This window comes from Dyadobacter subterraneus (genome assembly GCF_015221875.1).
Lineage (GTDB): Bacteria > Bacteroidota > Bacteroidia > Cytophagales > Spirosomataceae > Dyadobacter > Dyadobacter subterraneus.
On the sequence record NZ_JACYGY010000001.1, the window covers coordinates 4,105,987 to 4,129,958 of the forward strand.

Annotated in this window: 15 protein-coding genes; 4 read left to right on the plus strand and 11 right to left on the minus strand. The window is 42.3% G+C overall.

What is annotated here, in order from left to right; translation table 11 throughout:
* Positions 1–6: 6 nt before the first annotated feature.
* The 8 genes from IEE83_RS17065 to IEE83_RS17100 all read right to left on the minus strand — a co-directional run bounded on the left by IEE83_RS17065 (position 7) and on the right by IEE83_RS17100 (position 14,242).
* Positions 7–1,632: a MutS-related protein gene (locus IEE83_RS17065; protein ID WP_194121739.1), complete on the minus strand. Its 1,626-nt coding sequence runs from the start codon at positions 1,630–1,632 to the stop codon at positions 7–9.
* A gap of 123 nt (positions 1,633–1,755) precedes the next feature.
* Positions 1,756–2,919 (minus strand): sialidase family protein, encoded by a 1,164-nt coding sequence (locus IEE83_RS17070; RefSeq protein WP_194121740.1) that lies wholly within the window; start codon positions 2,917–2,919, stop codon positions 1,756–1,758.
* The gene (locus tag IEE83_RS17075; protein ID WP_194121741.1) at positions 2,916–4,148 is read right to left on the minus strand and encodes an AGE family epimerase/isomerase; all 1,233 of its coding nucleotides are present in this window, start codon (positions 4,146–4,148) and stop codon (positions 2,916–2,918) included. The genes IEE83_RS17070 and IEE83_RS17075 overlap by 4 nt, the downstream gene beginning before the upstream one ends.
* 14 nt (positions 4,149–4,162) lie before the next feature.
* Complete coding sequence (locus tag IEE83_RS17080) at positions 4,163–5,656, minus strand: sialate O-acetylesterase (RefSeq protein WP_194121742.1); 1,494 nt, start codon at positions 5,654–5,656, stop codon at positions 4,163–4,165.
* A complete protein-coding gene (locus IEE83_RS17085; RefSeq protein ID WP_194121743.1) occupies positions 5,656–8,259 on the minus strand; it encodes a sodium:solute symporter family protein in 2,604 nt (867 codons plus the stop codon). The genes IEE83_RS17080 and IEE83_RS17085 overlap by 1 nt, the downstream gene beginning before the upstream one ends.
* Before the next feature lie 47 nt (positions 8,260–8,306).
* On the minus strand, positions 8,307–9,248 hold the full coding sequence (locus IEE83_RS17090) for a dihydrodipicolinate synthase family protein (RefSeq protein ID WP_194121744.1): 942 nt from the start codon (positions 9,246–9,248) through the stop codon (positions 8,307–8,309).
* A 25-nt stretch (positions 9,249–9,273) separates the two neighbouring features.
* Complete coding sequence (locus IEE83_RS17095) at positions 9,274–10,854, minus strand: RagB/SusD family nutrient uptake outer membrane protein (protein ID WP_194121745.1); 1,581 nt, start codon at positions 10,852–10,854, stop codon at positions 9,274–9,276.
* A 1-nt stretch (position 10,855) separates the two neighbouring features.
* Positions 10,856–14,242, minus strand: a complete 3,387-nt coding sequence (locus IEE83_RS17100) for a SusC/RagA family TonB-linked outer membrane protein (RefSeq protein ID WP_194121746.1) — start codon at positions 14,240–14,242, stop codon at positions 10,856–10,858.
* Between the two features lie 177 nt (positions 14,243–14,419).
* On the opposite strand from IEE83_RS17100, the gene IEE83_RS17105 reads away from it, so the two are divergent.
* Positions 14,420–15,121: a FadR/GntR family transcriptional regulator gene (locus IEE83_RS17105; protein WP_194121747.1), complete on the plus strand. Its 702-nt coding sequence runs from the start codon at positions 14,420–14,422 to the stop codon at positions 15,119–15,121.
* 184 nt (positions 15,122–15,305) lie between these two features.
* Here the strand turns inward: IEE83_RS17105 and IEE83_RS17110 are convergent, their stop codons facing one another.
* The 3 genes from IEE83_RS17110 to IEE83_RS17120 are packed head-to-tail and all read right to left on the minus strand — an operon-like array spanning position 15,306 to position 19,889.
* On the minus strand, positions 15,306–18,830 hold the full coding sequence (locus IEE83_RS17110; RefSeq protein ID WP_194121748.1) for a M1 family aminopeptidase: 3,525 nt from the start codon (positions 18,828–18,830) through the stop codon (positions 15,306–15,308).
* Positions 18,830–19,732, minus strand: coding sequence for an ABC transporter ATP-binding protein (locus IEE83_RS17115; protein ID WP_194121749.1), 903 nt, complete (start codon positions 19,730–19,732; stop codon positions 18,830–18,832). The genes IEE83_RS17110 and IEE83_RS17115 overlap by 1 nt, the downstream gene beginning before the upstream one ends.
* Entirely contained in the window at positions 19,719–19,889 is a 171-nt protein-coding gene (locus IEE83_RS17120; protein WP_194121750.1) for a hypothetical protein, read from the minus strand. Before IEE83_RS17120 ends, IEE83_RS17115 begins: the two co-directional genes overlap by 14 nt.
* Positions 19,890–19,931: 42 nt before the next feature.
* On the opposite strand from IEE83_RS17120, the gene IEE83_RS17125 reads away from it, so the two are divergent.
* From IEE83_RS17125 to IEE83_RS17135, 3 genes are all read left to right on the plus strand, one after another.
* Positions 19,932–21,446 (plus strand): sensor histidine kinase, encoded by a 1,515-nt coding sequence (locus IEE83_RS17125; RefSeq protein WP_194121751.1) that lies wholly within the window; start codon positions 19,932–19,934, stop codon positions 21,444–21,446.
* Positions 21,421–22,152: a LytR/AlgR family response regulator transcription factor gene (locus tag IEE83_RS17130; protein WP_194121752.1), complete on the plus strand. Its 732-nt coding sequence runs from the start codon at positions 21,421–21,423 to the stop codon at positions 22,150–22,152. Before IEE83_RS17125 ends, IEE83_RS17130 begins: the two co-directional genes overlap by 26 nt.
* A gap of 378 nt (positions 22,153–22,530) precedes the next feature.
* Positions 22,531–23,904: a serine hydrolase domain-containing protein gene (locus IEE83_RS17135; RefSeq protein WP_194121753.1), complete on the plus strand. Its 1,374-nt coding sequence runs from the start codon at positions 22,531–22,533 to the stop codon at positions 23,902–23,904.
* The last annotated feature ends 68 nt before the right edge of the window (positions 23,905–23,972 follow it).

Genomic DNA, 23,972 nt, shown 5'->3' on the forward strand with positions numbered 1-23,972 from the left:
GATTAATTACAATTTTGAATCAAATCCGGTCGTTGATCCGGTTTTATGATGATAAATCCGGTTGGCCAGAAGAGTTGCTTCGTCTGTTACTTCTTTGGGATAATTGTTTAGCTCCAAAATTCTGATGGCATTCGTGTTTGTTAAATTGCCAGGTTTAATTTTATAATCAAACTTGATTTCGCCATCCAGAATTACCTCCGCGAAGTGAAACATAGAAAACTCATCTTTCAGTAATTCAGCCAGTTCAAGGTCATGCGTGGCGGCAACGGCCATATTGTTTCCTCTATTCAGATATGTCAAAACTGCTTTCCCGGAAGCGATTCTTTCAACGGTATTTGTCCCCTTAAATATTTCATCAAGAAGAAATAAATTTCTGGTATCGAGGTTGCTTTCTTCCAATAACGCTTTTATGGTAAGCACCTCCTCAAAATAATAACTTTTATCATTTAAAAGGTCATCCGAAATCCGGATGGCAGAATGTATTTTTAGTTTAGGAATCACAAATTCCCTCGCAAAACATGTATTGATCGTTTGCGCAGTAATCGTGTTAATACCGACGGTACGAATAAAAGTTGTTTTACCTGACATATTGGACCCGGTTAAAAGGGCTGACCGCTCATTCAGGTTTATAGAGTTTGGAACAAATTGATAAATAAGCGGATGGTAAACGTCCACTGCTGTTATTTGCTTTTTGGCAGAAATAATCGTTGGTAAGCAAAAGTATGGTAAGTCATCTCTCAGAAAATTGATGGAAATGGCTGCATCGATTTCTCCAACATATTCATAGACATTTTGTACCTCTTTCCTTTTCAAGTCAAGCACTTTCAAGACATTATAAAGCACCAGTGGTTCTATAAGAAAAAATGCTTTCACCAGTTCTGCCAGATATTCCACCGCCTGACCAATCTCGCTTTGCAGTTTTATTTCCAGTTTGAATAGGGACATCTGCATACCTAAACTATCGATTGCCTTAACGGAGTCAAAGATACCCGGGTGCTGGTCGGCCATACCTTTGAAGGTTACAATCTTTTTTGCCGCCTGGTTTAGTAATAATAATTGAGGAATGGAGCTGCTGTATTTATAAACGTTAAGTTTATTCCAGTAATGGATTGAAAAATTGACGGCTAACAATAAAATAAGGAAAAGAAAAATCTTCGGAAAAAGAAATGATAATAAAAGCGAAAAAACACTTGTTAGCGAAAGCACCTGAATAACCCAGAACCAGCCTGGTTTCCCGATATGATTTTCCAAAAAGAGGGAAGGAATGTTGTAGGCGTTTTTTTGATTTAGTACGGAAATTTCGCGCAGAATTTTCTCTCGAACCTCGGGATTTTCTTTTAGTCCCTGAATAATCTTTTCAAACTTTTCAGTTCTTATATCATTTTCAGGAATTGTCCTGATTATAAGATACAAGAGCTGCTGACCAACTTTTGAAGTTGTGCGATCTAAAAACATGAATATTTCGTCCATGTCAAGATCCTGAAAAGTTCGATCCGAAATAACCTGACGAAAGTTTGTAGTATCACTTAATGTGAAAAAACGCGCAATTCTATCAAAATCAAAGGACTCTTCTTTGATTTTGATAGAGTTGTTCTTCAGCCGGGCAAGCAATTTCTTTTTTGAAATAAACATACAGTTAATTGTTTGCTCCAATGAATATACTACGGTTTCTTAGATGATGTCAGCTGCATATCCCAAAATCTTGTGAACAACATTACTTTAACTGCAAAAGGGCTCTTCATATTTGCAAAACACTTATTTACTATCCCAGACAACTTCCTTAAAAACAATCGATTGGTAGCCATTCAACTCATATAAAACCCCAATACTATTTTTAGCAGTTTTGACAATATCTGAATACGCCGTATAATCCTTTTCTCCATTCCTGCTCTTGTCAATGATATATTGTTTTTTCCATGTTTTACCATCATCAAAGCTGATACGTAAGGTGAGATTATCCCTTTTTTGCGTGTCTGCTGCATTTGAAAAAGCGAGAATATTTTTCTTCTTATTTTTGCCAATGGTCAGGATACTTCCCTCACAAACCGGATCGGGTAAGTTGTGATCAAAATAGGTTGTGTCCCATTTTACACCGCCGTCCTTGCTGACTGCCACGATCCTTGCCCGCACATCACCTTTCTGATTACGTGCATTAAACATAATTCCTCCGCCTGAAATTTCCGCCGCTGTGGATTCATTGGAGCCTTCGATGGAAATTGTTTCACTGATTTTAAAAGTTTTTCCGTGGTCGTCACTGAAATATCCATGTGCCTGGTAATCTGCACCTTTGGGTTTTGAATTTCCCTGCGAATGATTGGCCGCGATGTAAATTCTCCCTCGGTTAGTGCCTTCTGTGAGCTGCATTCCATGACCAGGCGTGTTCGCATAACTCCGCCAGTCCTCGCTAAAATTATAGGCGGGATTTATTTGTGGCTGATTAGGCTTGTGAACCTGAGTGGTAATATTGACGGGATCCGACCAGTTCAGCCCGGCATCTGTTGATGTTTTGTACCAAACCTCGCGTAATCCCTTTCCCTTCCTCACCTCCCCTTCATGATTGTTTCCTGTGTTGTAAAAAAGAAAAAGTCTTCCCTTTGGAAACGCCGGATCTGTCAAATCCATGACGGGAGCAGCATTTCCGGCCTGCAAACTGTCATAACCCGCTACTACTTTTGAGGCAGACCAGGTTTTGCCCTTATCCTTACTGCGTTTCATCACAATATCAATATCACCAAAATCACCGCTGCCCGCAACCCTGCCCTCTGCAAATGCCAGAAGATCACCGTTCGGAGTGCGCACTATGGCTGGTATACGAAATGACTTATATCCTTCTGTGCCTGAAACAAAAACGGGAGTTTGGGCACGACTTGCCGTTGGAAAAATAAAAAAAACAAATAAGATCAATTTTATGATTTTCATATTTCAATACTTTTGTTTTCAATTTCAAAAATGTTTTTCGCAAATCCATTTTCAGTAACTTCTTTCATCAGTTGAGCGCAGTACCATTCCTGCCTTGGTAAATGGAAAGGGCCTTTAAATAAATTGCCCTTGGCCGTTTGGGCCACACTTCCGTCCCGGTGCAAATAACCAAACCATTCTCCATTATTTTTATCATGAAAATGATGATAGGCATAATCGTGAACCATTTGGTGCCATTTTGCATATTTTTTATTTCCGGTAAGCGTGTAAGCCAGCAGTGTGGCAATAATAACCTCATTATGAGGCCACCAGAATTTCATGTCATGCCAATATTCCTGCACCGGTTTGTCATAAACATCCCGAAAATAAAAGATTCCGCCATATTCTTTATCCCAGCCACGGTCCCACATATAATCCAGCATTTTACAGCCCAGAGCTGTAAGGTGCGGATCATTATTCCTGTATTTTGCTTCATTTAAAATAAACCAGGCGCCCTCAATGGCATGACCGGGATTCAAAGTACGACCGTCAATATGATCAATGATACTACCGTCCGGAGCCACTTGTTCCATGACACATGCTATATCATCCTTGACAAAATCATTTTCAATTTCTTGAATAAACTGATCAATAAAACCGTCACAGCGCGGATCACCAATGGTCTCACGAAGCTGCTGGGCAGTATTCATCAGAATCATCGGCACGCCAATTCCTTTGGCAGGACGTGTTGAGGTAAATTTGGGTTCAAGCAGTCCTGGAACCGTAGCATATTCAATGCATTTTCCAAAAAGATACCGGGCCTTTTCAGCTGCCATTTCATCGCCACTCGCTTTTGCATAAGCGGCGTTGGCGATCACGGCAAAGGTTTCCGAGAAAAAATACCGTCTTTTCCGGATTGGTTCACCGGATCTGGTCACGTGAAAAAACATTCGTCCGTCGGTATCAAAACAATGTTTGTTCAAAAAATCAATACCGGATTTAGCACCTTCCAGCCATACCTTTCTTGGCTCAACCGTGTGGTATAAAGTTGCCAGCAGCCATGCTGCCCGGCCCTGAATCCAAACGGCTTTATCATCATCAAGCAGCGTTCCATCATGATCACGCATCAGCATATACCCTCCGTGCTCCATGTCAAGAGACCGTGGAAACCAAAAAGGCAGCGTATCATTCAGCAGTTGATTACTGTAAAAAGTACCCAGCGCCGCCAGATCTTTTTTTGTATAACTCATTTGTTTCTGGATTTTTATTTTACCAAAATTGAAAAAGTAGAAGCGGGCAGTCCCGCTTCATTGTAAAGATTTGCCCTGGTAAAGGGCTGGTAAGCGTATAAAACAGTTGTAATTTTCTCTCCCGCCGGAATTACAATCGTCACTTTGTTTTTCATAATTGTAGCATTGGCTGGAAGTCTTTTTCCCTGCTGACTGATTAATTCGAAACCCGTTAAAACCTGGTCATACGGAGTCGTTAGTTTTTTAGCGAAGGAAAAATCCAGCAAAATCATATCGTGTTTTACGGAGGCCCGCTTTGGAATTGGACCGGTTGCCGTGATTTTTTTATGGTAAACATTTTTAAGTGCCAAAGCCCCCAGCCTTTCTCCTACCTCCTTTTTTTGAACAGGATGTACATTTAAGGAATCACCCAGATCATAACTTACAGCCATACCTAAATTTGGAATTTCCGCTAACATTTTACGCTGTGAATCCCGGAATTCAGGCCATAAAGGCCTTTCAATGGAGGAAAGTTGTACATAATAAAAGGGAAATTGATAGCCCCATTTTTGCCGCCAGCTTTTTACCAGCATTTCAAAAAGTCGCTCATGCAATTCCACATCGTGGACATTGCTTTCACCCTGATACCAGATTACTCCCGTGATTGGAAAATCTGTCAGTGGCGCGATGCCAGCTTTAAAGTTATAGCCGGGATGGAAGGGATGTTTTTGTTGATCTGACTTCGCATCGGCAAGATTAAAAGCAGCACGCTGCCGGCACCATTCCATGACTTCTGATGCATCTTGCCAGTTTTTGAACATGCCTGCAATCTGGTCATCTTTTTTCAACAGGCTCTCATCGATCCAGGATTCCGTAGGTGAGCCGCCAACAGCCACCTGAATCAGACCAATTGGAATATCATTTTCTGTTGCTATCTTTTTACCAAAATAGTAGGCAACAGCAGAAAACGAAGCCGCTGAAATAGCATTTAGTTTTTGCCAGCTGCCGGAGAAAAATTCAAAACGATTTATTTTTTCGAGCGTTGCAAAATCCCATGAGACGTTTCCGGTAGAAGTTATTCCGCCTAATCTTAACAAACGGATATTGGTATCGAAATTTGTCTGATTTAACTCAGACGTACCGGTTTTTGAATCTTCAAGTGGAAATTCCATATTGGATTGTCCCGAACAAATCCAGACATCGCCGATAACAACATCGGACACCGTAACTTTCCGCTCATTCGCCTTGACCAATATCTCAAAAGGTCCGCCTTTTTTCATTGCCGGAAAAACAGCTTTCCACTGGCCTGAATCGTCTGAAATTACTGTGTGTTTTTTGTTTAAAAAGCTTATGGTAACCTGGCTACCACCTTTCACTTTTCCATAAATCACAATTGGTTTGTTCCGCTGTAAAACCATATGGTCAGAAAATACGGTGCCCAATGTCAGCGAACTATCAACTGCATTTTGTCCATTTACAAAACCATTAGAAAACAATAGCAGTAAGAAATAAAGCAGGATTCTGCGCATTATTCATACATGGTTAATCCGGATAAATCCCTTTCAGCCGGCATAAACAGGCTGAAAATGTAGCCGAAAATTATGCAGCTTAAAAGTCCGGTAAATGCGTACATCAAAAGATGAATTTGGGTATACTGCTGAATCAGAATCTGCGTCAAACAGCTGATGGCCATACCTGCCATCACTCCATTGCCACTGGCTTTTTTTGTAAAAATCCCGAGAATAAATGCGCCACCAATACAACCTGTGAACAAACCAAGAATGGTATTAAACTTATCCCAAAGGGATGAGACACCTTTGTGCGCCATGTACAAAGCGATACAGGTTACAAATATTCCCAGAAGCAATGTTGCTGTTCTGGCGAAAAAAAGTGTCTGCGTTGATGTTGCAGTTGGTTTGAATTTTTGGTAAAAATCGGTTGTCAAAAGTGTAGCTGTCGAATTCATACTGGCCTCAGTGCTGCTCATGGCTGCGGCAAAAATTCCTGCGATCAGAAGTCCGGATAATCCGGCAGGAAGCTGACTTACGATATACCAGGGGAAAATATTATCCTGATCATTCAAAGCCATATTTACCTGCGCAGGATGCTCCCGGAAAAACAAAAACAGCAGCGTTCCAATCGAGAAAAATACGAGTGTGGAAGGCAGGGTTAGCCAGGCTCCTAGTTTGAGACTTTTGATCGAATCCTTTTCTGATTTGGTAGTCAGGTATCGCTGCACGGTTGTTTGATCGGTTCCGTAGGTTAAAAGATTTATCGCCATTCCACCGATCACCACAACCCAGAAAGTCGGCTGGGTGAAATCAAACCGGAAGTCGAAGACTTTCAGTTTTTCTGCCCCGTTCAAAGCCGAGATTCCCGAATCCCAGTTTTTGATATGAAATGGAAGATAAAACAGACAAAACAAGGCACCCGACGCAAGAATCAAAACCTGAATAACCTCCACCCAGATCACAGCTTCAATACCGCCTTTTACAGTAAAAAAGATACTGATCGCACCGATCATGATAATGCAAATGTTAATATCAATTCCGGTAACCAGTGCCAGCGCAATGCTTGGAAGCAGTACGACTATTCCCATACGGCCAATTTGAAGCAAAACATAAAGCGAAGAAGCCATCACCCGCGAGCCGTAATTGAAACGCTTGCCAAGATATTCGTAAGCCGAGGTCACGTGAAGTCTTCTGTAAAATGGAATGAAATAACCTGCGACGATTGGCATTACCATGATGATCGTCATCAAAAGAAAAAAATACGTCCAATCTGTGCCATAAGTTTTTGCCGGAATCCCCATGAAAGTGATGGCACTAAGTTTGGCACCGAAAATACTGATGCCGGCAGCCCATTGTGGAATTCTTTCGCCGCCTTTGAAATAGTCATCGGTGTTACTGGTCTTACCGGTAAAAATAAAGCGGCCGGCTGTCATTAAAAGAAAACAAATTCCTAAAACGAGCGTATCAATCCAGGAAAAAAATGGCTTGTGCCGGATGGTGCCTTTTGTAATAACCGCGCTCCGAACGCCCGGCCTGATCTCTCCACTTGGAATAAAAATATCATTACACCATTTTACAGCGGTGGTTGTTACCTGGGCTGGGCCAGATACTTCGCCAATCCTGGCCCAGGCATCGGTAATGGTGTTGTACAAATAAACATCTTTGCTAAAACCTTTGTGAAAAGTTAACAGAGCTACTTTTTCGGCTTGCAGTTTTTGTTTTAATTCCGGCGTTTCTGCTTTTGCAATGTTGGCATTATACTTTTCAATCTGATGAAAAACGTCGCCTTTGTCGCCACCAATCAAAATAATATATGAAGCCCCATTGGCAACGCCCGTTCCGGCAGACCAAGTAGTTACGGTTTGACCATCGCTTATATCACTTAATTTCTGCCATTTTCTATTCAATGGGTCGTAACTGAAAGCAGTACTGTGCAATTCGCTGATACCGGAGGCTGTCGCGCTTCTGCCACCCAAAACATAAATCAAAGAATGCTTCCCGTTATTTTGAGAAACGACGACAGAATGCGACATGGCAGCCGGAACAGAAGGTAAAATCTCCCATTCAGGACCAGGTTTAGACAGGTCCAAAGCATAAAATCCATCCGATGCTTTTCCATTATTTTCTCCTCCGGCTATGTAAATAATATTACCAATACCAGTCGCTCCTGCGTTAGCCATAGCAACTGGAAGATCGGGCAGGTCTTTGAAAATAATATCATTTTTTGAAGCATCCCACTGCATCAAAAACGCTTTTTTACTTATACCGGTTTGCTGTTCTCCACCCAGACAAACAATACCGTCCGGCATGGAAACGCTTGCGCCATAAGCGGTTTTCTCTTTCAGATGCGTTGTTTTAGAGGTTATCCATTGGTAGGAATCTTTACTTTTTTTCAAAACATAAATCGCATCCTGATAGACCTTTTTTCCACCTTCCCAAGGCATGCCATTAGGAAAATTTGCCCCGCCGGCAACAATCAGAACATCCTTATGCGTTCCGGCAAATGCGCCGGCTACACCCGGATTTTTTTGTCCCGGTGTGACGGCAGGTAAACGAGTAAGATCAGTCCAGACAATTTCATCAGCCTTTTGATCCTGGGCATGCGCAGTTGATAAACACATAAAATGTAAGCAAAACAGAAAACAGAAAATTAGGATGATGCGCTGCATTAATGTGTCGTTTTCACCGGGTGATGATTTGATTTAAAGGAATCGAAATCCAGGGAAGCTACATCAGACTGAAAATCTTCAAATTGTGACGTGCTCATGTTTTTGACAGGTAAACGAAACTGACCACAATCCATACCAACAAGTTTCATATAAGCTTTCCCAATAGAAATCCCGCCGTATTTACCCAGAAGTCTGATCATATCAATGGATTTTTGCTGCAAGGAACCTGCCTTTTCCATATCATTTTGCTGAAAGGATTCGATCAGTTCATGATAAAGTGGAGCGGCATAATTGAATGTACTGCCAACGGCTCCCTTCGCACCTACTGCCAGTGCGGAAAGCATGTTTTCATCACGTCCCCAAAGCATATCATATTTCCCGTTTTTATAATTGAGACAGCTTTGGAAATCCATAAAATCTTCATGCGTGTACTTGATACCGGCAAAGTTTGAAATACGCCCATCTATAACTTTTAGAAGATCAAACATCGCAAAACCTACGCCTGTCAGTACAGGAATATGATAATAATAAAACGGCATATCCGGCACTGTTTCCGCGATCGCGATGATGCATTCTGCCAGCATTTCAACATTTGCCGGTTTGAAATAAAACGGACTGGTAAAAGAAACAGCATCCAGCCCAATTTGTCTGGCATGTTGGGCCAGCTCGATACAATCTGCAATGCAGGTTCCGCCAAGAAGCGGCATTGTGGTGAATTCCTTGTCGTCTTTCGCGCAGTATGCCCAGGCTTGGGCTACCTGCTTTTTCTCAGTAAGCGTGAGTGATACGCCTTCGCCCGTAGAGCCGCATATGAATGCGCCAGAGATATTATTTTGCTTTAAAAAATGATAATAATCCGGTATCAAGTTCAGATTAAGACTTCCGTTTTGGTTCATTGGCGTAAAAGGAGCAGCAATGAGGCCTTTCAATTGTAGGTTCATAAATATTTTTGATGAGATCTTATTCTTAATTATGTCTTGCAGTACTGTATCCTGGCGTCTGTGTCACGAGCGGATCATTCGTCCAGATCGCAGCCTCGATTGGCCACAAAATCCGGTAGGCCTGGGAGGTTTTGTCTAAAAGTCCGTAAGGATGATTCGCACTCTTAAATATAAGTGGTTCAGCGCCATATTTCATTCTCCTGAGATCATACCACCGCTTTCCTTCGTGCACAAATTCTTTGGTACGCTCACTGAAAATCGCCAGTTCATTCGCATCTTTTCCAGCACTTATAAAAGGCTTGGGATCCTTACCCGGAGCAAAGGCGCGGTCACGTACCGGTTGAATAAATGACGCAGGATCTGCACCTTCCGCATTTGCTATTTCAGCCAGTATCAGAAGCCTGTCTGCTTCGCGGTACACCGGCCAGTCATCCGAGAAATAACGTTTGTTCGCATCAATCGTACCCAGAAATTTAACCAGCGCCGTGTTTTTTATGGTCGCTACAAAAGGCTTTACATCGGTATTTACTTTGTAATAATCATAAAATGTGGCGTTTCTGCGGCCGTCGGCAAGATCGTAGGATTGAAAAAGCTCAAAAGTATAACCGTAGCGCTGAATGACCTGCTGCGAATTAGAGGCAGCCAGCACCAGTGGATCTACCAAAAAATTTCCAACGCCCGCACTTGCCGTAGAATCTTTATAATGCAGTCCGTTGAAGTTAAAAGTGGAATAGGTATAAGCCGATACACCTGTCATTTCAGCCTCTCCCACTTTGTAGCGTATTGCAAAAATAATTTCGTTATTGTTTTTCTGATTGTAAGCGAATACGTTGGCGAAACTTGGTAGTAAGCTCGTTCCGGTTATGGCATTCAGCGCAGATTTGGCCTCGACAAGATCGGCAGCCGTATTATAAACCTTGGCCGACCAGAGAAAAACTTCGCCTTTCAGCATACGCGAAGCATTAGGTGACCACTGGCTTTTATCGGTAGCAATTGCCTGCGAACCAAACAGCGTTATGGATTTATTTACATCGGCTTTGATTGCTGCAAGTACCTCAGCTTCTGACGCGCGTGCCTTGCGAAGCAGAACTGCATCGGTTGTTCCATTTAAAACCTGTGCTTCAAGAATAAGCGGGACGCCACCGTAAGTACGCAGCAGATGGAAATAATAATAAGCTCGCAGCGCATAAGCCTGTGCCAGAAGATAACTTTTTCTGGTTTCGGACAGGAAATTTATGGCTTCAACTTTCTGAATGAACAAGTTAATCTGTAAAATGGGCGCGTAAAATCCAGCCCAGCTGCTCACCCCGGACGAGGTTTCTTCCAGACGCTGCTCGATAACGGGAAGTTCATTTAGGGAAGTAGCCTGCCTGTCCACATTGCTGTAAATCCCGCCGCGCATTTCTCCCAAACGTAGAAACTGAAACTGGTTGTCACGAAATTGTTTGTGCAGGCCAACCATAAAATTGCTGACCTGAGCCTCATTTTGCCAGAAATTATTATCTCCGAAATAATCCACAGGTGCCAGTTCAAGTGCATCCTGGCAGCTGGCCGCCAGCACTGAAAGAAGCGCCCAGCATAAGTAAAGTCTGATTTTTTTCATCATTTCAAAAAGTAAAATTGGCTCCAAGAATAAGGGTTGTAGGAATAGTATAAGCGCTGTTTTGCGAGCCGGTCCGCTCTGGAAGGCTCAGCATTTTGTTGGTAACATAACCAAGGTTCTGCCCCGTGGCCGTGAAGGTGAGCCCGGCGATTTTTGCTTTTTGAAGCAAAGATGCAGGCACGGTATAACTCAGGGAAACTTCGCGGAAAGCCAGGTAAGAAGAATTCACCCAGAACATGCTGCTAGGTCGGTCAAAGTTTTTGGCATTCAGCTGATCTGCCCAGGTGTAGCGGGGATATTTTGCATTTGGATTTTCAGGAGTCCAGGTATCTTTGACAAGCTGGGTAGCGTTAAATTCTCCCTGAAAACTACCCAGCGACCACATCTGCTGAAAATCCATTTGTTTATGTCCCAAAGCAAAATCCATACGGGCGAAAAGCGAGAAATTTTTCCAGCGCACCGTTGTGTTAAATCCTCCTGTCCACCGTGGAATGGTTCTTCCCAGCGAAACCATATCGCGGGTATCGATCGTATCGTTCTTATCCATATCCTTCCACATCATATCCCCAAGCTGGGTGGAAATGTAGGTGGATTTGTTTAAATTTTGTGACGAGATCAGCGCCGCGCTTGCCACTCTTTTTCCGGCAGAACCGCCATATTGAACTTCTCCGGCCGCGATATCAATTTTGTTATACTTGGCCAGATCTTCGGCGGTACGAATTATACCATCACTTACATAACCATAAATTTCACCATATTCCTGTCCCTGCTGCAAGCCACCGGCCCAAATCACCTTTCCGGATTTCGGATCGTAAATCCGCTGCCCGCCCTGACGGTTATTTTCGTTTCCGTTGAATGGCAGTTTTAAAACAAGGTTTTTATTCCATGCACCGTTCGCACCCACCTGCACGGTAAAATCCTTTTTTTGAACTACTTTAAATATACCTTCCAGTTCAACGCCCCGGTTGCGCATACTTCCGTTATTGGTACGAATACTTGAAATTCCCGAGGAAGTTGGAAGGATCACACTGGCAATTTTGTCTGTCGTAACCCGGTTATAAACGGCGATATTGGTAGTAATGCGGTTTCCGAAAAAACCCATTTCCACGCCTCCTTCCAGCGTATTACTTTTCTCCCATTTCAAATTAGGATTGGCAATTCCGGTTTGCAAAAATCCGATGGTTCCGTTGTAGGCGGTTTGTGAACTGTAAGCACCCTGCAATTCATATACACCGATCCCGTTATTTGTTCCAATTCCGATGTTTCCGTTTTTCCCATAGCTCGCACGTACCTTCATAAACGAAAGCCATTTTTGTGTTGAAGCCATAAAGTTTTCCTTATGCAGAAGCCATCCCGCCGAGAAAGCTGGAAATGTGCCGAACTGGTTATCTCCAATTAATCTTGAATAACCGTCTCTGCGCACTGTAAATGAAGCGAGATATTTTCCGTCGTAATCGTAATTCAAACGACCAAATGCTGAAATGATGCGCTCCTGACTGTGATAAGAATCAATCGTGCGGGTATTGGCATCACTGACCGTCAGAGCCAGATCCTGAAAATCATCTGTTGGAGCCAGTTTACCTGCTGCCGTAAAACCTTTATTTGCTTCATCATAATATTCAAAGCCGGCCATGGCATCGATATCATTTTTAGCTAAAAATGCTTTTTTGTAATTTAAAACCGCATTGTAGGTCTGCCGGATGGTTCGGTCAAAACCGGCAGAAGTTGCCCGGTCGCGGTTCCAGCCTGTGTTCGGATTCGTAAGGCTCATGATTCCAATCCTGAAATCCTTATTGAAAGATTCAGCTACCGATTCATCATACATGATAATCCCGCCGATCTTAAAAAACAGATCATTATTAAAATCAACCTTGAAAGATTGCCCGAGCGTAAATTTATCCGACTGGTTGTTTCTTTTATATTTATCAAAATTGATCGCCGGATTTCCATCGCTGGCATCACGACCCAAAATCAGTTCGCCTTTTGCGTTTGTACCGCGCATGGTTGGCGGTGCAGAAAGCATTCTTCCCCAGTAATTGGCTTCGCCGTTTTGCAGTGTTTGATCCCGCCAGTTGGCCCGGGCAAAAGACAGGCTGCTTTCTGATTTGAGCCAGCTTTTGATTTTGTAATCACCGTTTAAAGTAAAAGTCAGGCGTCGGTAAAATGTGCCTAGCGAAAGCCCGTCCTCGTTATAATAACCCAGATTGGCATAATAACCTCCTTTTTCATTCCCGCCATTCATACCAATATTATAATCCTGAGAAATGGCCGGTGATTTGAAGGCATAATCACCATAATTAAAATCCTTGTAGATCAGATCTGCATTCGTTCCATTGGGGTCATAGGCTCCTGCGGCATTGGTTTTCACCGGATCTTTCATCGTTTTCCAGCCGTCATTGGAACTGAGCAATTCGCGGTTTTCGTCCGTCAGGCGCATCGTGCTCCAAATTGCCCGGGAATCATAATTTCCATCCAGAATTACCCCGTTTGCATCCTTGTAAAGATTTCCTGTACCACGCGGACCCACGCCGTTTAATAGTGAAGAAGTAGTCACACCATTTTTGATCGCTTCGACTACCCCAAGCCTGGTCCATTTGATATAATCACCCGCATTCAGATAATCGTAGGGAGTGTTGAGAAAATTAAAACCGGTTTTAGATTTAAAAGTGATGGATGAAGATCCTGACTTTCCTCTTTTTGAGGTGATTAGAATAACGCCGTTACTGGCTCTGGCACCGTAAATCGCTGTTGCAGAGGCATCTTTTAATACTTCCATACTTTCTATATCGTCCGGATTAATATCGGCAAGCGATGCTCTTACCTGCCCGTCCACCACAATCAGCGGACTCCCGCTTCCATCGAAATTGGTACCGCCGCGCAAAGTGATGGTCGGGATAGAACCCGGACGACCCGTTGCCGTTGACACGCGTACACCGGCAATCGTACCTGCCAGTGCCTGAGCAGGATTCGAGCGCATACCTGTTTCAAGCACTTTGGAATCCAGCTTGGCAATGGATGAAGTGATCTTGGTCCGGCTGCTGGAACCGTAACCCGTTACCACAACTTCATTAAGCGAAGAAACATCCGGCTGCAAAACGATATCCAGTTTTTGGGCGCTGCCGGCCGGAACTTCCTGCATCACATAACCTACCATTCTGAACTGAATCAGATCACCGCTGCCGGCTTGAATTGAATAAACTCCATCAACAGATGTTTCAACCGCCACATTTTTTCCTTTTAGCAGAACGGTAACATTCGGGAGCGGCAGCTTGTCATCACCAGACACGACCGTACCGGTAAGGATCCTGACCGGCTGGGCCTCCAAGAGCATAGCAAATAAGATCCCCGTCAGGCTGAGAAGCACTTTTAATCGGGTAGTATTTAATTTCATAAAGAGGTTAAGTTTAGATTTGTATTATGTATGACATAATAAAGGTAAAAGTTTTAGAACCTTGATTCCAAGCTTATTGGAAAATATATTTTTTGCGATTAAAATTTGTAACTCAAAAACTACTTGAAAATTGAGTAAAATCCGCCATTTTTGTCAGACATAATGCATCAATAATCTATGGAAGATATCTTTCAAAATATCAAAAGCATCGATACAAGCTCACTGGTTGACAAGGTGGAGAGCAATCTGATCGAGCTGTTTATACAGCAGAATTTCAAGGTGGGTGATTCCATTCCAAAAGAATTGGAACTTGCGCAGTCGCTGGGTGTAAGCCGGACTGTTGTCAGGGAAGCTATGCTGCGTCTGAGACTGATGGGCCTTATTGAATCTAAAAAACACCGGGGCGCTGTAATTACCAGTCCGGATCTGGTTTCGATTCTTCAAAAAAGTATGAACCCAAAGATTCTTGATGATAACACACTGAAAGAAATTTTTGAAATGCGGCTTTCTCTAGAAATTGGTATGGCCGATTTTATTATGGAGCGTGTGACAGCAGAAGATATCGCGGCTTTGAAAGTACTTGTGGCGAATGAGCCATCGTCATCCGACCGCATGCTTTTTCAGATCGAACACGAAATTGCCTTTCATGGTAAGCTTTACGAAATAACGCGTAATGAAACCATGAAGAAGTTTCAGCACTTGCTCCTGCCGGTTTTTGACTATGTTCATAAAAGCGGATTGCTTCGCAAATATGCGGCAAATTCAAATTTTGTATCGCATCAGGGACTTGTAGAAATTATTGAAAACGGAAATCCGGAGAAACTACGAAACGCCATGCGAAACCATTTGGAAAATCACTTCGCACGGTTGTTTGAATAATTTTCCAATCTGAATCCTTCAAAATCAACGTTAGTATTATACAGATTAAAATCCTGGCCGCTTTGATAAGTAACATGGTCCGACCCACAAAACGGCGGATGATGCGCTTGCAATAAAGCTTTCTGTATCACCTTAAAAAAGGCGGTACAGAAAGCCAGATCTCAGCCGCTAAGGTTTCAAGAAGTCAAAAAGTGACGATATTATTTTTCTGATCTTCATCGGGTAAATATCCGTAAGGATCAACCGCTGCGACTTTCGGGATTTTGTCCAATACAATTTCAATTACTGTTTCAGGTTTTATCAAATGGTACTTCTGAAAATAGATGGGTTTTGTGCGCCTGTTCCAGGTCGGTTCTTCTGATCCGAATACCGCAATATCTACCAGATCATTGGTTGGCACCTTCTGCGTTTTCAAACCGGTTTCATCCATTTTTTGAACAGTAACCAGCAATTGGAGCTTGAACTTATTTTGACCGATCGCCCTGGATGAAAGAATTTTAATCCGGTTGTCATAGATCATTACCTTTTTTAAATGGTCCTGGATCATGCTCTTTTCAAACGGGGTTGAATCCTGATTTAATTCATTGATAAAATCGTCAGGTGATGATCTCTTCTCCAAAAATGTATTACGGACAATAAGTCTTTTGAGCGCGTCATTCACCCTTTTCTCACCCAAAACTTCCTTGATGGCGTACATTGCCAAACCACCTTTCTGGTAACAGACAAAAGCCTGCTCCCATGTTCTGTTTAATGGCAGCTCTTTTTGACCCGAGATATTTCTCATATTGAAATATAGCTCATTATCGGCCGTGAGATATTTGCGAAGCAGCATTTTCCCCAGCCGCTTCTCGCAGAGCATCGCTTCTGTGTATTTGGCAAGTGATTCTGTCAGGAACGCGTAACCTGCGCATGCTTGCGGAATGATCTGGTTAGCCCACCATTGATGCGCGGTTTCATGAACGGTAGTTGCATAGATAAAATCGACGCGTGAAGTATCGCTGGCATCAACAAGAAAATTATACTTTTCATTGCTGAAAATTACGCCGGGGTAAGCTGTTGCCGAGCCTCGATAAGCTGGAATTTCGGCCAATGTGATCTGTTGAAGCGGATATTTACTGAACTGCGTATTTCCATAACTGATGGCGTCTTTCATAGCCCGCATCAAGGCTGGCAGGTTCTTCGTTTGTCCGGAATTATAGAAAATCCGGAATTTTGTACCGCCATGTTTTTCTTCCATCACTTCATACCGCGCACTGCTCAGAGCAAACATAAATGTGACGGGATGTGGCGTTTTATAGTGGAAGTAGCTTCTGTCTTCTTTTTTCCAGGATTTTTGAAGTGTACCAACGGTTACTATTTGTTGATCTACATTTGTTGAAACAATGTTTTCAAAATCTACAAGGTGATAGCGCATATCAGTACTATTTGGTATTGTCTTGGGCGGCAATCCGTATTCTACCCTCGTGCGCTTATCTTGCAGCTCAAAACTTTCATTATATCCGAAAAACGGCAGAAATTTTTCCAGTTCAATATAACTTCCGTTACTGACGACCGAATGTTCACTATCAAAAGGTCTGTAACCCGTCCGCTGGACCTGGAGTGAAAAGCGGATAGACATTTCTGCTCCGGGCAAAAGCGGCTTCTTTAATTCATAAAAGTATTGATTAAAATCTTTATCAAACCTTTTTTGAAACGCCTCAGTAATACCGAAATTATTCACAATTATCGCAGGATTAACACCGATCCAAAGTCTGGCAATTGCGACTCCCGATTCATTTTTTATAGTGTAAGTGCCCCGGACGGTGTATCGCTGTTCATCAGGGTTAATGTCAGTATTAATTTTGACAGCAGTAATTACAGGCTGCGGGCTAGTCAATGCCGGCTTGTATTTTTGTTCATACCGCTTTTGCCATTCAATCGTGTTTTTGGCATCCTCACCCAGATTTACACCTTCACTTTTTTGCATAATGTAAAAACCGGTGCAAAAGATCGACAAAACAATCAAAGTTACGGCAGATTTGAACAGCACATTCCGGGATTTGATACCGGCCCTGATCCTTTTCCACCAGGTATCCTGCGTGCCATCCGGCCACCAGCGCGAGGTAAGTATACCAAACAGCAAGGCGAAAAGCGTCCACATCACCATGAAACCATTAAAAGCTTTGGCTGAATGTCCGAAACCGTTCATGGCAGAATAAACAAGCGCAGGTGTTGAACCGAATCGTAGCAGAGCGAGATCAATTCCGAGCATTTTTCCGAAAATACTAATTCCCACAATGAGCAGGCTCAGCAGCATGCCCAGATATTTATTTGGAATGACAGCCTGAATAAAAATGATCAGTACAGAGAATAACAGCAACGGAAACCCGGCGTAGTAATATAAAAGCAGGTAAGGCAAAAACGTTATGTGCTCAGAACCTGAAATCAACTGCAAGCTAAGTCCGGCGATGATATTCAAACTGATCAGCATTATAATCAATATTGCCAGCGAAACTGTTTTTGCCAAAAACAAAACCGCATTGGGCATAGGTGAAGAAAAAACTAGCGCCCGCATTCTGGTAATATGCTCGCGGTGAATGAGTTCCGAGGCATAAAAAACAAGCAGCAGTAAAGCCAGCCGCATTGGTAACAACTGCTCGATCACTACCGCAGTGGTTGCATAAAAACGAATGTCATAAGGTCCGTGAAACACGTTTTCTTTTAGCTCTACTGAATAGAGAAACATCCAAAGTGCTGCAATAACCAGAAAATGCCTTTGCCTGAGAAGAAAAATCAATTCCAGACGTAATTGTGAGCTTAACGCTGAAAAGAAATATCCTGGTCCGGAAGGCTCCGCAGCAACCCATCGGTATGTTACTACCTGACTTATTGCAGTTGCAGCGCTGATTTTGCCACTCTTCTTCTCAGCGTTTAAACTAAATTTAAAACGGGTGTAACCAAGAAAAATCAGAAAAAAAGCCGTCGCCGTCCAAAGCAGCCGATTAGCTAAAAATGCACCGCTTAATGGATAAAGATCATGATTTCGACGCCAGACCGGCCAGTTTTTTGTTTCGCCAAAAAAGTTATTTAATCCGAACGGATCTGCCAGCATTGATAATAAATCCGGGGCACCAGGTTTTAAGGACGAAGTAGCCATCAAAGGAGAATTGCCAAAAATAGAAGCTGTAAAATAAAGAATGAATAGAAATACCCCTGTGACATATACGGCACTCACATTCTGCGTCCACATGGCGGCTGCAAAGATAAAACTGGCACAAAACAGCACATTCGAGATCCCAAACAGTAGAAGTGGCTGCAAATAATACATCACTTCAAACCCACCCCTCTGGCTCTCTGACAGCATTAGCGATCCAGCCAGACAGCCTGGTGCTGAGAGAAACATAACGATTAAAACTGAAAAAAACAGACCAGCCAGCTTGATACTGAAATAAGTACTTTTACTGATCCCGGTGGAAAAAATCAGCGCATCCATCCCGGAGGATTTGTCTCTGAGCACAACGCTGCTGCAAAACAGCACACTGACAAAAATCAAAAAAATTGACAGCAGGCTAATGATAAAGCTGATTACATAAGGCCCGTTTTTATGCACTTCCGCTCCTCCAAAGCTGCCTTGTGTCATTAGAAAACCAAGGATAAAAAACAAAATCGCAGCTATCAAAAAAGTAATTTGTTTGAAATGATAACTGATCTCAAAACGAAGCAAAGACATTAACATACCGACTTCCCCTTTCCCGGCCGCTGCGCACCGAATAGCGTGGCAAAGTAAACATCTTCCAGGCCTGGGTCAATCATTTGAAAACCGGAATCCGGCTGGGTTGTTGACAGGATATGAACCTGGATCTGTCCGCCGATAAATCTTGTCGAGATGACATGGCTGCTTTCCTGCAAGCTGGCCAGGGCGCCTTTACTGACAGTTTTTTGCCATACCTGGCCACGTAATTTTTCAGTAAGTGATGCAGGTTTCCCTTTCAAAACCAGCTTTCCTTTCATGAGCACGGCCATTTCGGGGCACAGATCGTGCACGTCTTCTACAATGTGAGTCGATAATAAAACCACCACTTGCTCGCCGATCTCACTTAACAAGTCATGAAAACGGTTGCGTTCCAGCGGGTCAAGTCCGGCCGTAGGTTCGTCGGCAATGATCAGCTGCGGGTTACCAAGCAAAGCCTGCGCAATCCCAAACCGCTGTCGCATGCCGCCAGAAAAACTGCTGACTGACTGTTTCCGGCTTTCATACAAATTGGTTTGCTGCAACAATGCAGCGACTTGCTCTCTGCGTTCTTTTTTTTGCGTAATCCCTTTTAAAACAGCGAGATGGTCAAGCAAATCTACCGCAGAAATTTTAGGGTAAATACCAAAATCCTGAGGAAGATATCCAAGCCTGCTTCTTAAAAAATGCTGGTTTTGGCCAATATCGGTTCCGTCAAAAAACACCTTTCCGCTATCGGGCAGCAGTAACGTGGCCAGTATTTTCATCAGTGAAGATTTACCTGCGCCATTTGGCCCAAGCAGCCCAAACATCCCATTGGAGATTTCCAAAGAAATATTGTCGAGCGCCTTTACGCCATTAGGGTAAGTTTTGGTAAGTTGAGTGATTTCAAGTCGTTGCATGAATTCCTGTTTTCAGATAAGTATGATCAAAAATGGGATTTGCAGTGCTGGTTATGAAAGATTTGTGTGATGCGCAGCGGTTTTCATGACGAACAGCCTGTTTACCGTGGTCAAAGCAGATTTTGACCAATGTCACGAAAAAAGGCACTTTCGTCATTTATATTTGGAGTCCGGAGCAATCTGCGGTTTCTTTATACTTATGATCAACAAGATTGAGAAAGCGAGGTACTTTTCAGACAAAGTGGACTTTTTTATTTATCTGGGCCTTTTGCTTTGGATTGCCATCATCGAAACACTAAATACCGCAGGAAGCTGGCAAACCTATGTTTCCTGCGCAGGTTCACTTTTGATCTCTCAAGGGCCTGTTTTATTCTTTACCTGGAAAGAACAGGACTGGAAAACAACTTTCACCAAGGAAAAATATCGTACTTACCAGATAGCCTACTTTGGGATTTATCTTCCATTACTGGCGCTGGGCAGCAGCCTTATGCTTGACGGGAAAACCCAAATTTGGGAGGTGGTACTGCTCGGCACCGTTTGCACATTATTCCTGAAAATGATCCTCCTTGCCAACAATTACTACGTTCGCAGAATATCAGCTGCGAACTGGGTTAGGCGGTTGAGCCTTGAAAAAGCGATACTAATTTCCATTACATTTATTGCAGTAATGCTCTCAGCCATGGCGGTTTCAAGTCTGGACAATCCCTTATACGATACTGAAAAACAGCTGCTGATCGGGTTTGAATTTAATCTGGCAAAAGTACTTACCAACTTTCTTACATTCCTCAGCTATTCCGGCCAGCTGCTGATTATGTATCTGTGCGGCTATTTTTTCTTTCTGATCAACAGCAGGATTCTGGTTGCCAAAATATTAAAGGAGAAAGGGGTACTATTTTATATTTTGAGTTCTTTGGCTTTGATTGGTATTTTCTATCCTGCTATGGGGCAACTGCTTTCGATTCTTCCTTTCAGCAAACGACTGGGTGGCATGTTTTCCCAGAATCCTTTTGTCTGGGAAAATGCATTTGGTGCAATCATAATTTTGCTCATAAGTCTTCCGGTACTTCTGGCAGCGCAGTGGTCCCGACAAAACACGCTGATTGTTTCGTTGGAAAAAGAAAAAGCCGAGGCGGAACTAGACCTTTTAAAACAGCAGCTCAACCCCCATTTTTTCTTCAACACTCTTAATAATTTGTATGCATTGAGTTTGCAAAAGTCTGAGGAGACGCCTGAGGTAATTCTGCAATTGTCTGATTTAATGCGGTATGTGATTTATAAAGCCAAAGATCCATATGTCAAAATAGAAGAAGAGATACAATATTTAAAGGATTATCTCCAACTGCAATCAATCCGGTTAAGCGAGAAATTTGATCTTAAATTGGATATTGATATCAAAAATGCAAATTTTTTGATTGCCCCCCTTGTACTCGTAGTCTTTATTGAAAATGCGATCAAACATGGAATTGAAGCTGCTGACGCCAATGCATTTTTAGAAGTTGTTATAAAATCAGAAGGTCAGAAATTGTACTTTATCTGTGAAAATTCCTTTGAACCGGAACCTGAAAACAATGCAGGAATTGGGCTAAACAATTTGCAAAAACGTCTTGAACTCTTGTATCCTGGTAAGTACCTGCTTAAAATCAAAAAAGAAAATACTATTTTCAGGGTAGAGCTGGAATTGGAAAATTATGAATATGCGTTGCCTGATCGTTGATGATGAACCACTTGCACATGAAGTGATCCTCGCTTACATGGCCGATATCCCGTTTCTTGAAATTGTGGGACAATGTTATTTGGCCACAGAGGCGCTGACTGTTTTAAACAACCAGTCCATAGATTTAATTTTTCTCGATATCCGGATGCCAAAACTAAACGGGCTTGATTTTATAAGAACTTTGCAGCAACGCCCGCTTGTTATTGTGACCTCTGCCCACGAGGGACATGCCTTGGAAAGTTTTGAGCTGGAAGTATGTGACTATCTGCTTAAACCGTTTCGCTTCGATCGCTTTCTTAAAGCTGCAAACCGCGCACAGACCCAATTTAATTTGCGTAAACAAAACACAAATACTTTGTCGCATGATGAAGTTAAACCAATTTCCGATCCAGCGCATATTTATATCAAATCCGACAAAAAACTTGTAAAAGTACTGGTGGATGAAATCTGCTACTTTGAAAGTTTGGGAAATTATGTGAAGGTCTGGAATGATCAGAATTTTCTGCTGACACCCCGCACATTAAGCAGTTTTGAAGAGCTGTTACCGGCTGATTCCTTTATCCGTATCCATAAATCCTTCATTCTCAATAAAAAATTTGTCCACTACATTGAAGGAAATACAATACATCTGAAAAATGGGAAAGAATTGCCGGTGGGTAAAAATTACCGGCAATTGCTCTTGAACGGCTCATTACTTATTTCTTAAATATGGCATTGCGCAACAGAGGAAAAAATCACAATAAAAGTGATTTTTTTAGAATAGAGAATGTCATGAAGTACTTACGTGGTGATAAAATTTAATGGCGGACTAAAACGAACCAAAACCTCGGCCTCCTGTGCATAAATGCACATCATGTTCGGACCCGAACATTTTTTTAAATTAAAATCAGTACCTATATAACTGCATATCAACATTTTAAGTATTTGGCACGAAACTTTAATAGCTGCATAAAACTTTAAAAATTATGCAATGCGCCAATTTACAATACTCCTGCTCCTTTTAACTATTTGTTTGAAAAATTCTGCTTTTAGTCAGGTAAAAAGAATAGACAGTCTCCTGACAACCTTGTATGAGAACCATTGTATGAATGGAAACATCCTTGTTTCTGACCATGAAAAAATTATTTACCAAAAATCGTTTGGCTTAGCGGACATCGATACTAAAATTCCCAACCAAACCTCAACCCGATTCCAGCTGGCATCAATTGGAAAAATCTTCACTGCGATTGCAATCCTCCAACTGAAAGAAAGAAAAGCACTCACACTTGAAGACCATGTTTCTAAATTTCTTCCTGACTTTCCATTCACAAATATTACGATCCGACAGGTTCTTTCTCATACCTCAGGACTACCCGACCTCCAAATCTTCGATCCGTTCGTCAGAGAACAACCAGACCGGATTATAGACAACACGCTGGTGATCGAGGCTTTAAAAAGACATGGAAAACTCGAATTTCCATCTGGTGAAAGATGGCGCTATTCAAATCCCGGATATTGTGTGTTAGCGCTGATCGTCGAGAAAGTCAGTAAGCAGAAATTTATAGATTATCTATCCAAAAATATTTGGAAACCTGCTTTAATGACAAACACATATGCTTATTCTGCTGCATTATTCCACCCGGATTCCCTACGAGCAGAAAGTTACAGAATGCCTGTTTATTCTTACCAACTTCAAAAAGTGGATACAATGCGCAGATACAAAGCGTTATTAATCAATTTCGGAGGGTTACAAGGTCTGGGTTTTATCGCCAGTACTACCGCCGATCTTCTAAGTTTTGATAAGGCACTTCATGCGGGAATTTTACTGAAACCGTCGACACTAAACGAAGCCTATCAGCCGCAAAAGCTTAACTCAGGTGAGCAGGTAGTTGTAGAGCCGGGTAAACTTACTTTCGGGTTAGGATGGTTTGTTGCAACCGACACTACAAAGGGAAAGATCGTTTCACACTCAGGATTTATTCCAGGAGGATCGACCATTTTTATTAGAAACATTTCAAAGAAACAGACGGTAATTTTGCTGGATAACGCTGAAAGCGATGGCCTTCATCTTACAGGAGAAAACGTAATGAAGATTTTAAACAATCAACCTTTGGGCGTTCAAAAAAAGTCACTTGTCAAAATATACACCAACGATTTATTACTCACCGGGACAGATTACGCAGCTTCTCACTTACAGGAATTAAAGCCAGATACCACCAATTACCGTTTTTCATCCGGTGAAATGGATTATGCTGCCAGAGAATTAAACGCTGCCGGGTATCAAAACCAGGCACTTGAAACGTCCAAATTATTGACATTTATTGATCCCGGTGCATGGCAAACTTTCAACAGTTATGCCGAACTGCTTTGGTTAAATGGAAAAATTAAAGAGGCGAAATTAATGTTCAAAAAATCCCTGTCTATAAATCCGGAAAATGACTTCGCGAAACAGGCGTTGACCAAACTTGAAGCAAAGTAACCAATGGTTAAATTGCTTTTTGTAGAGAAATAAAAAGATACATTGTTGTCAGCATACTGTCTTGCCCC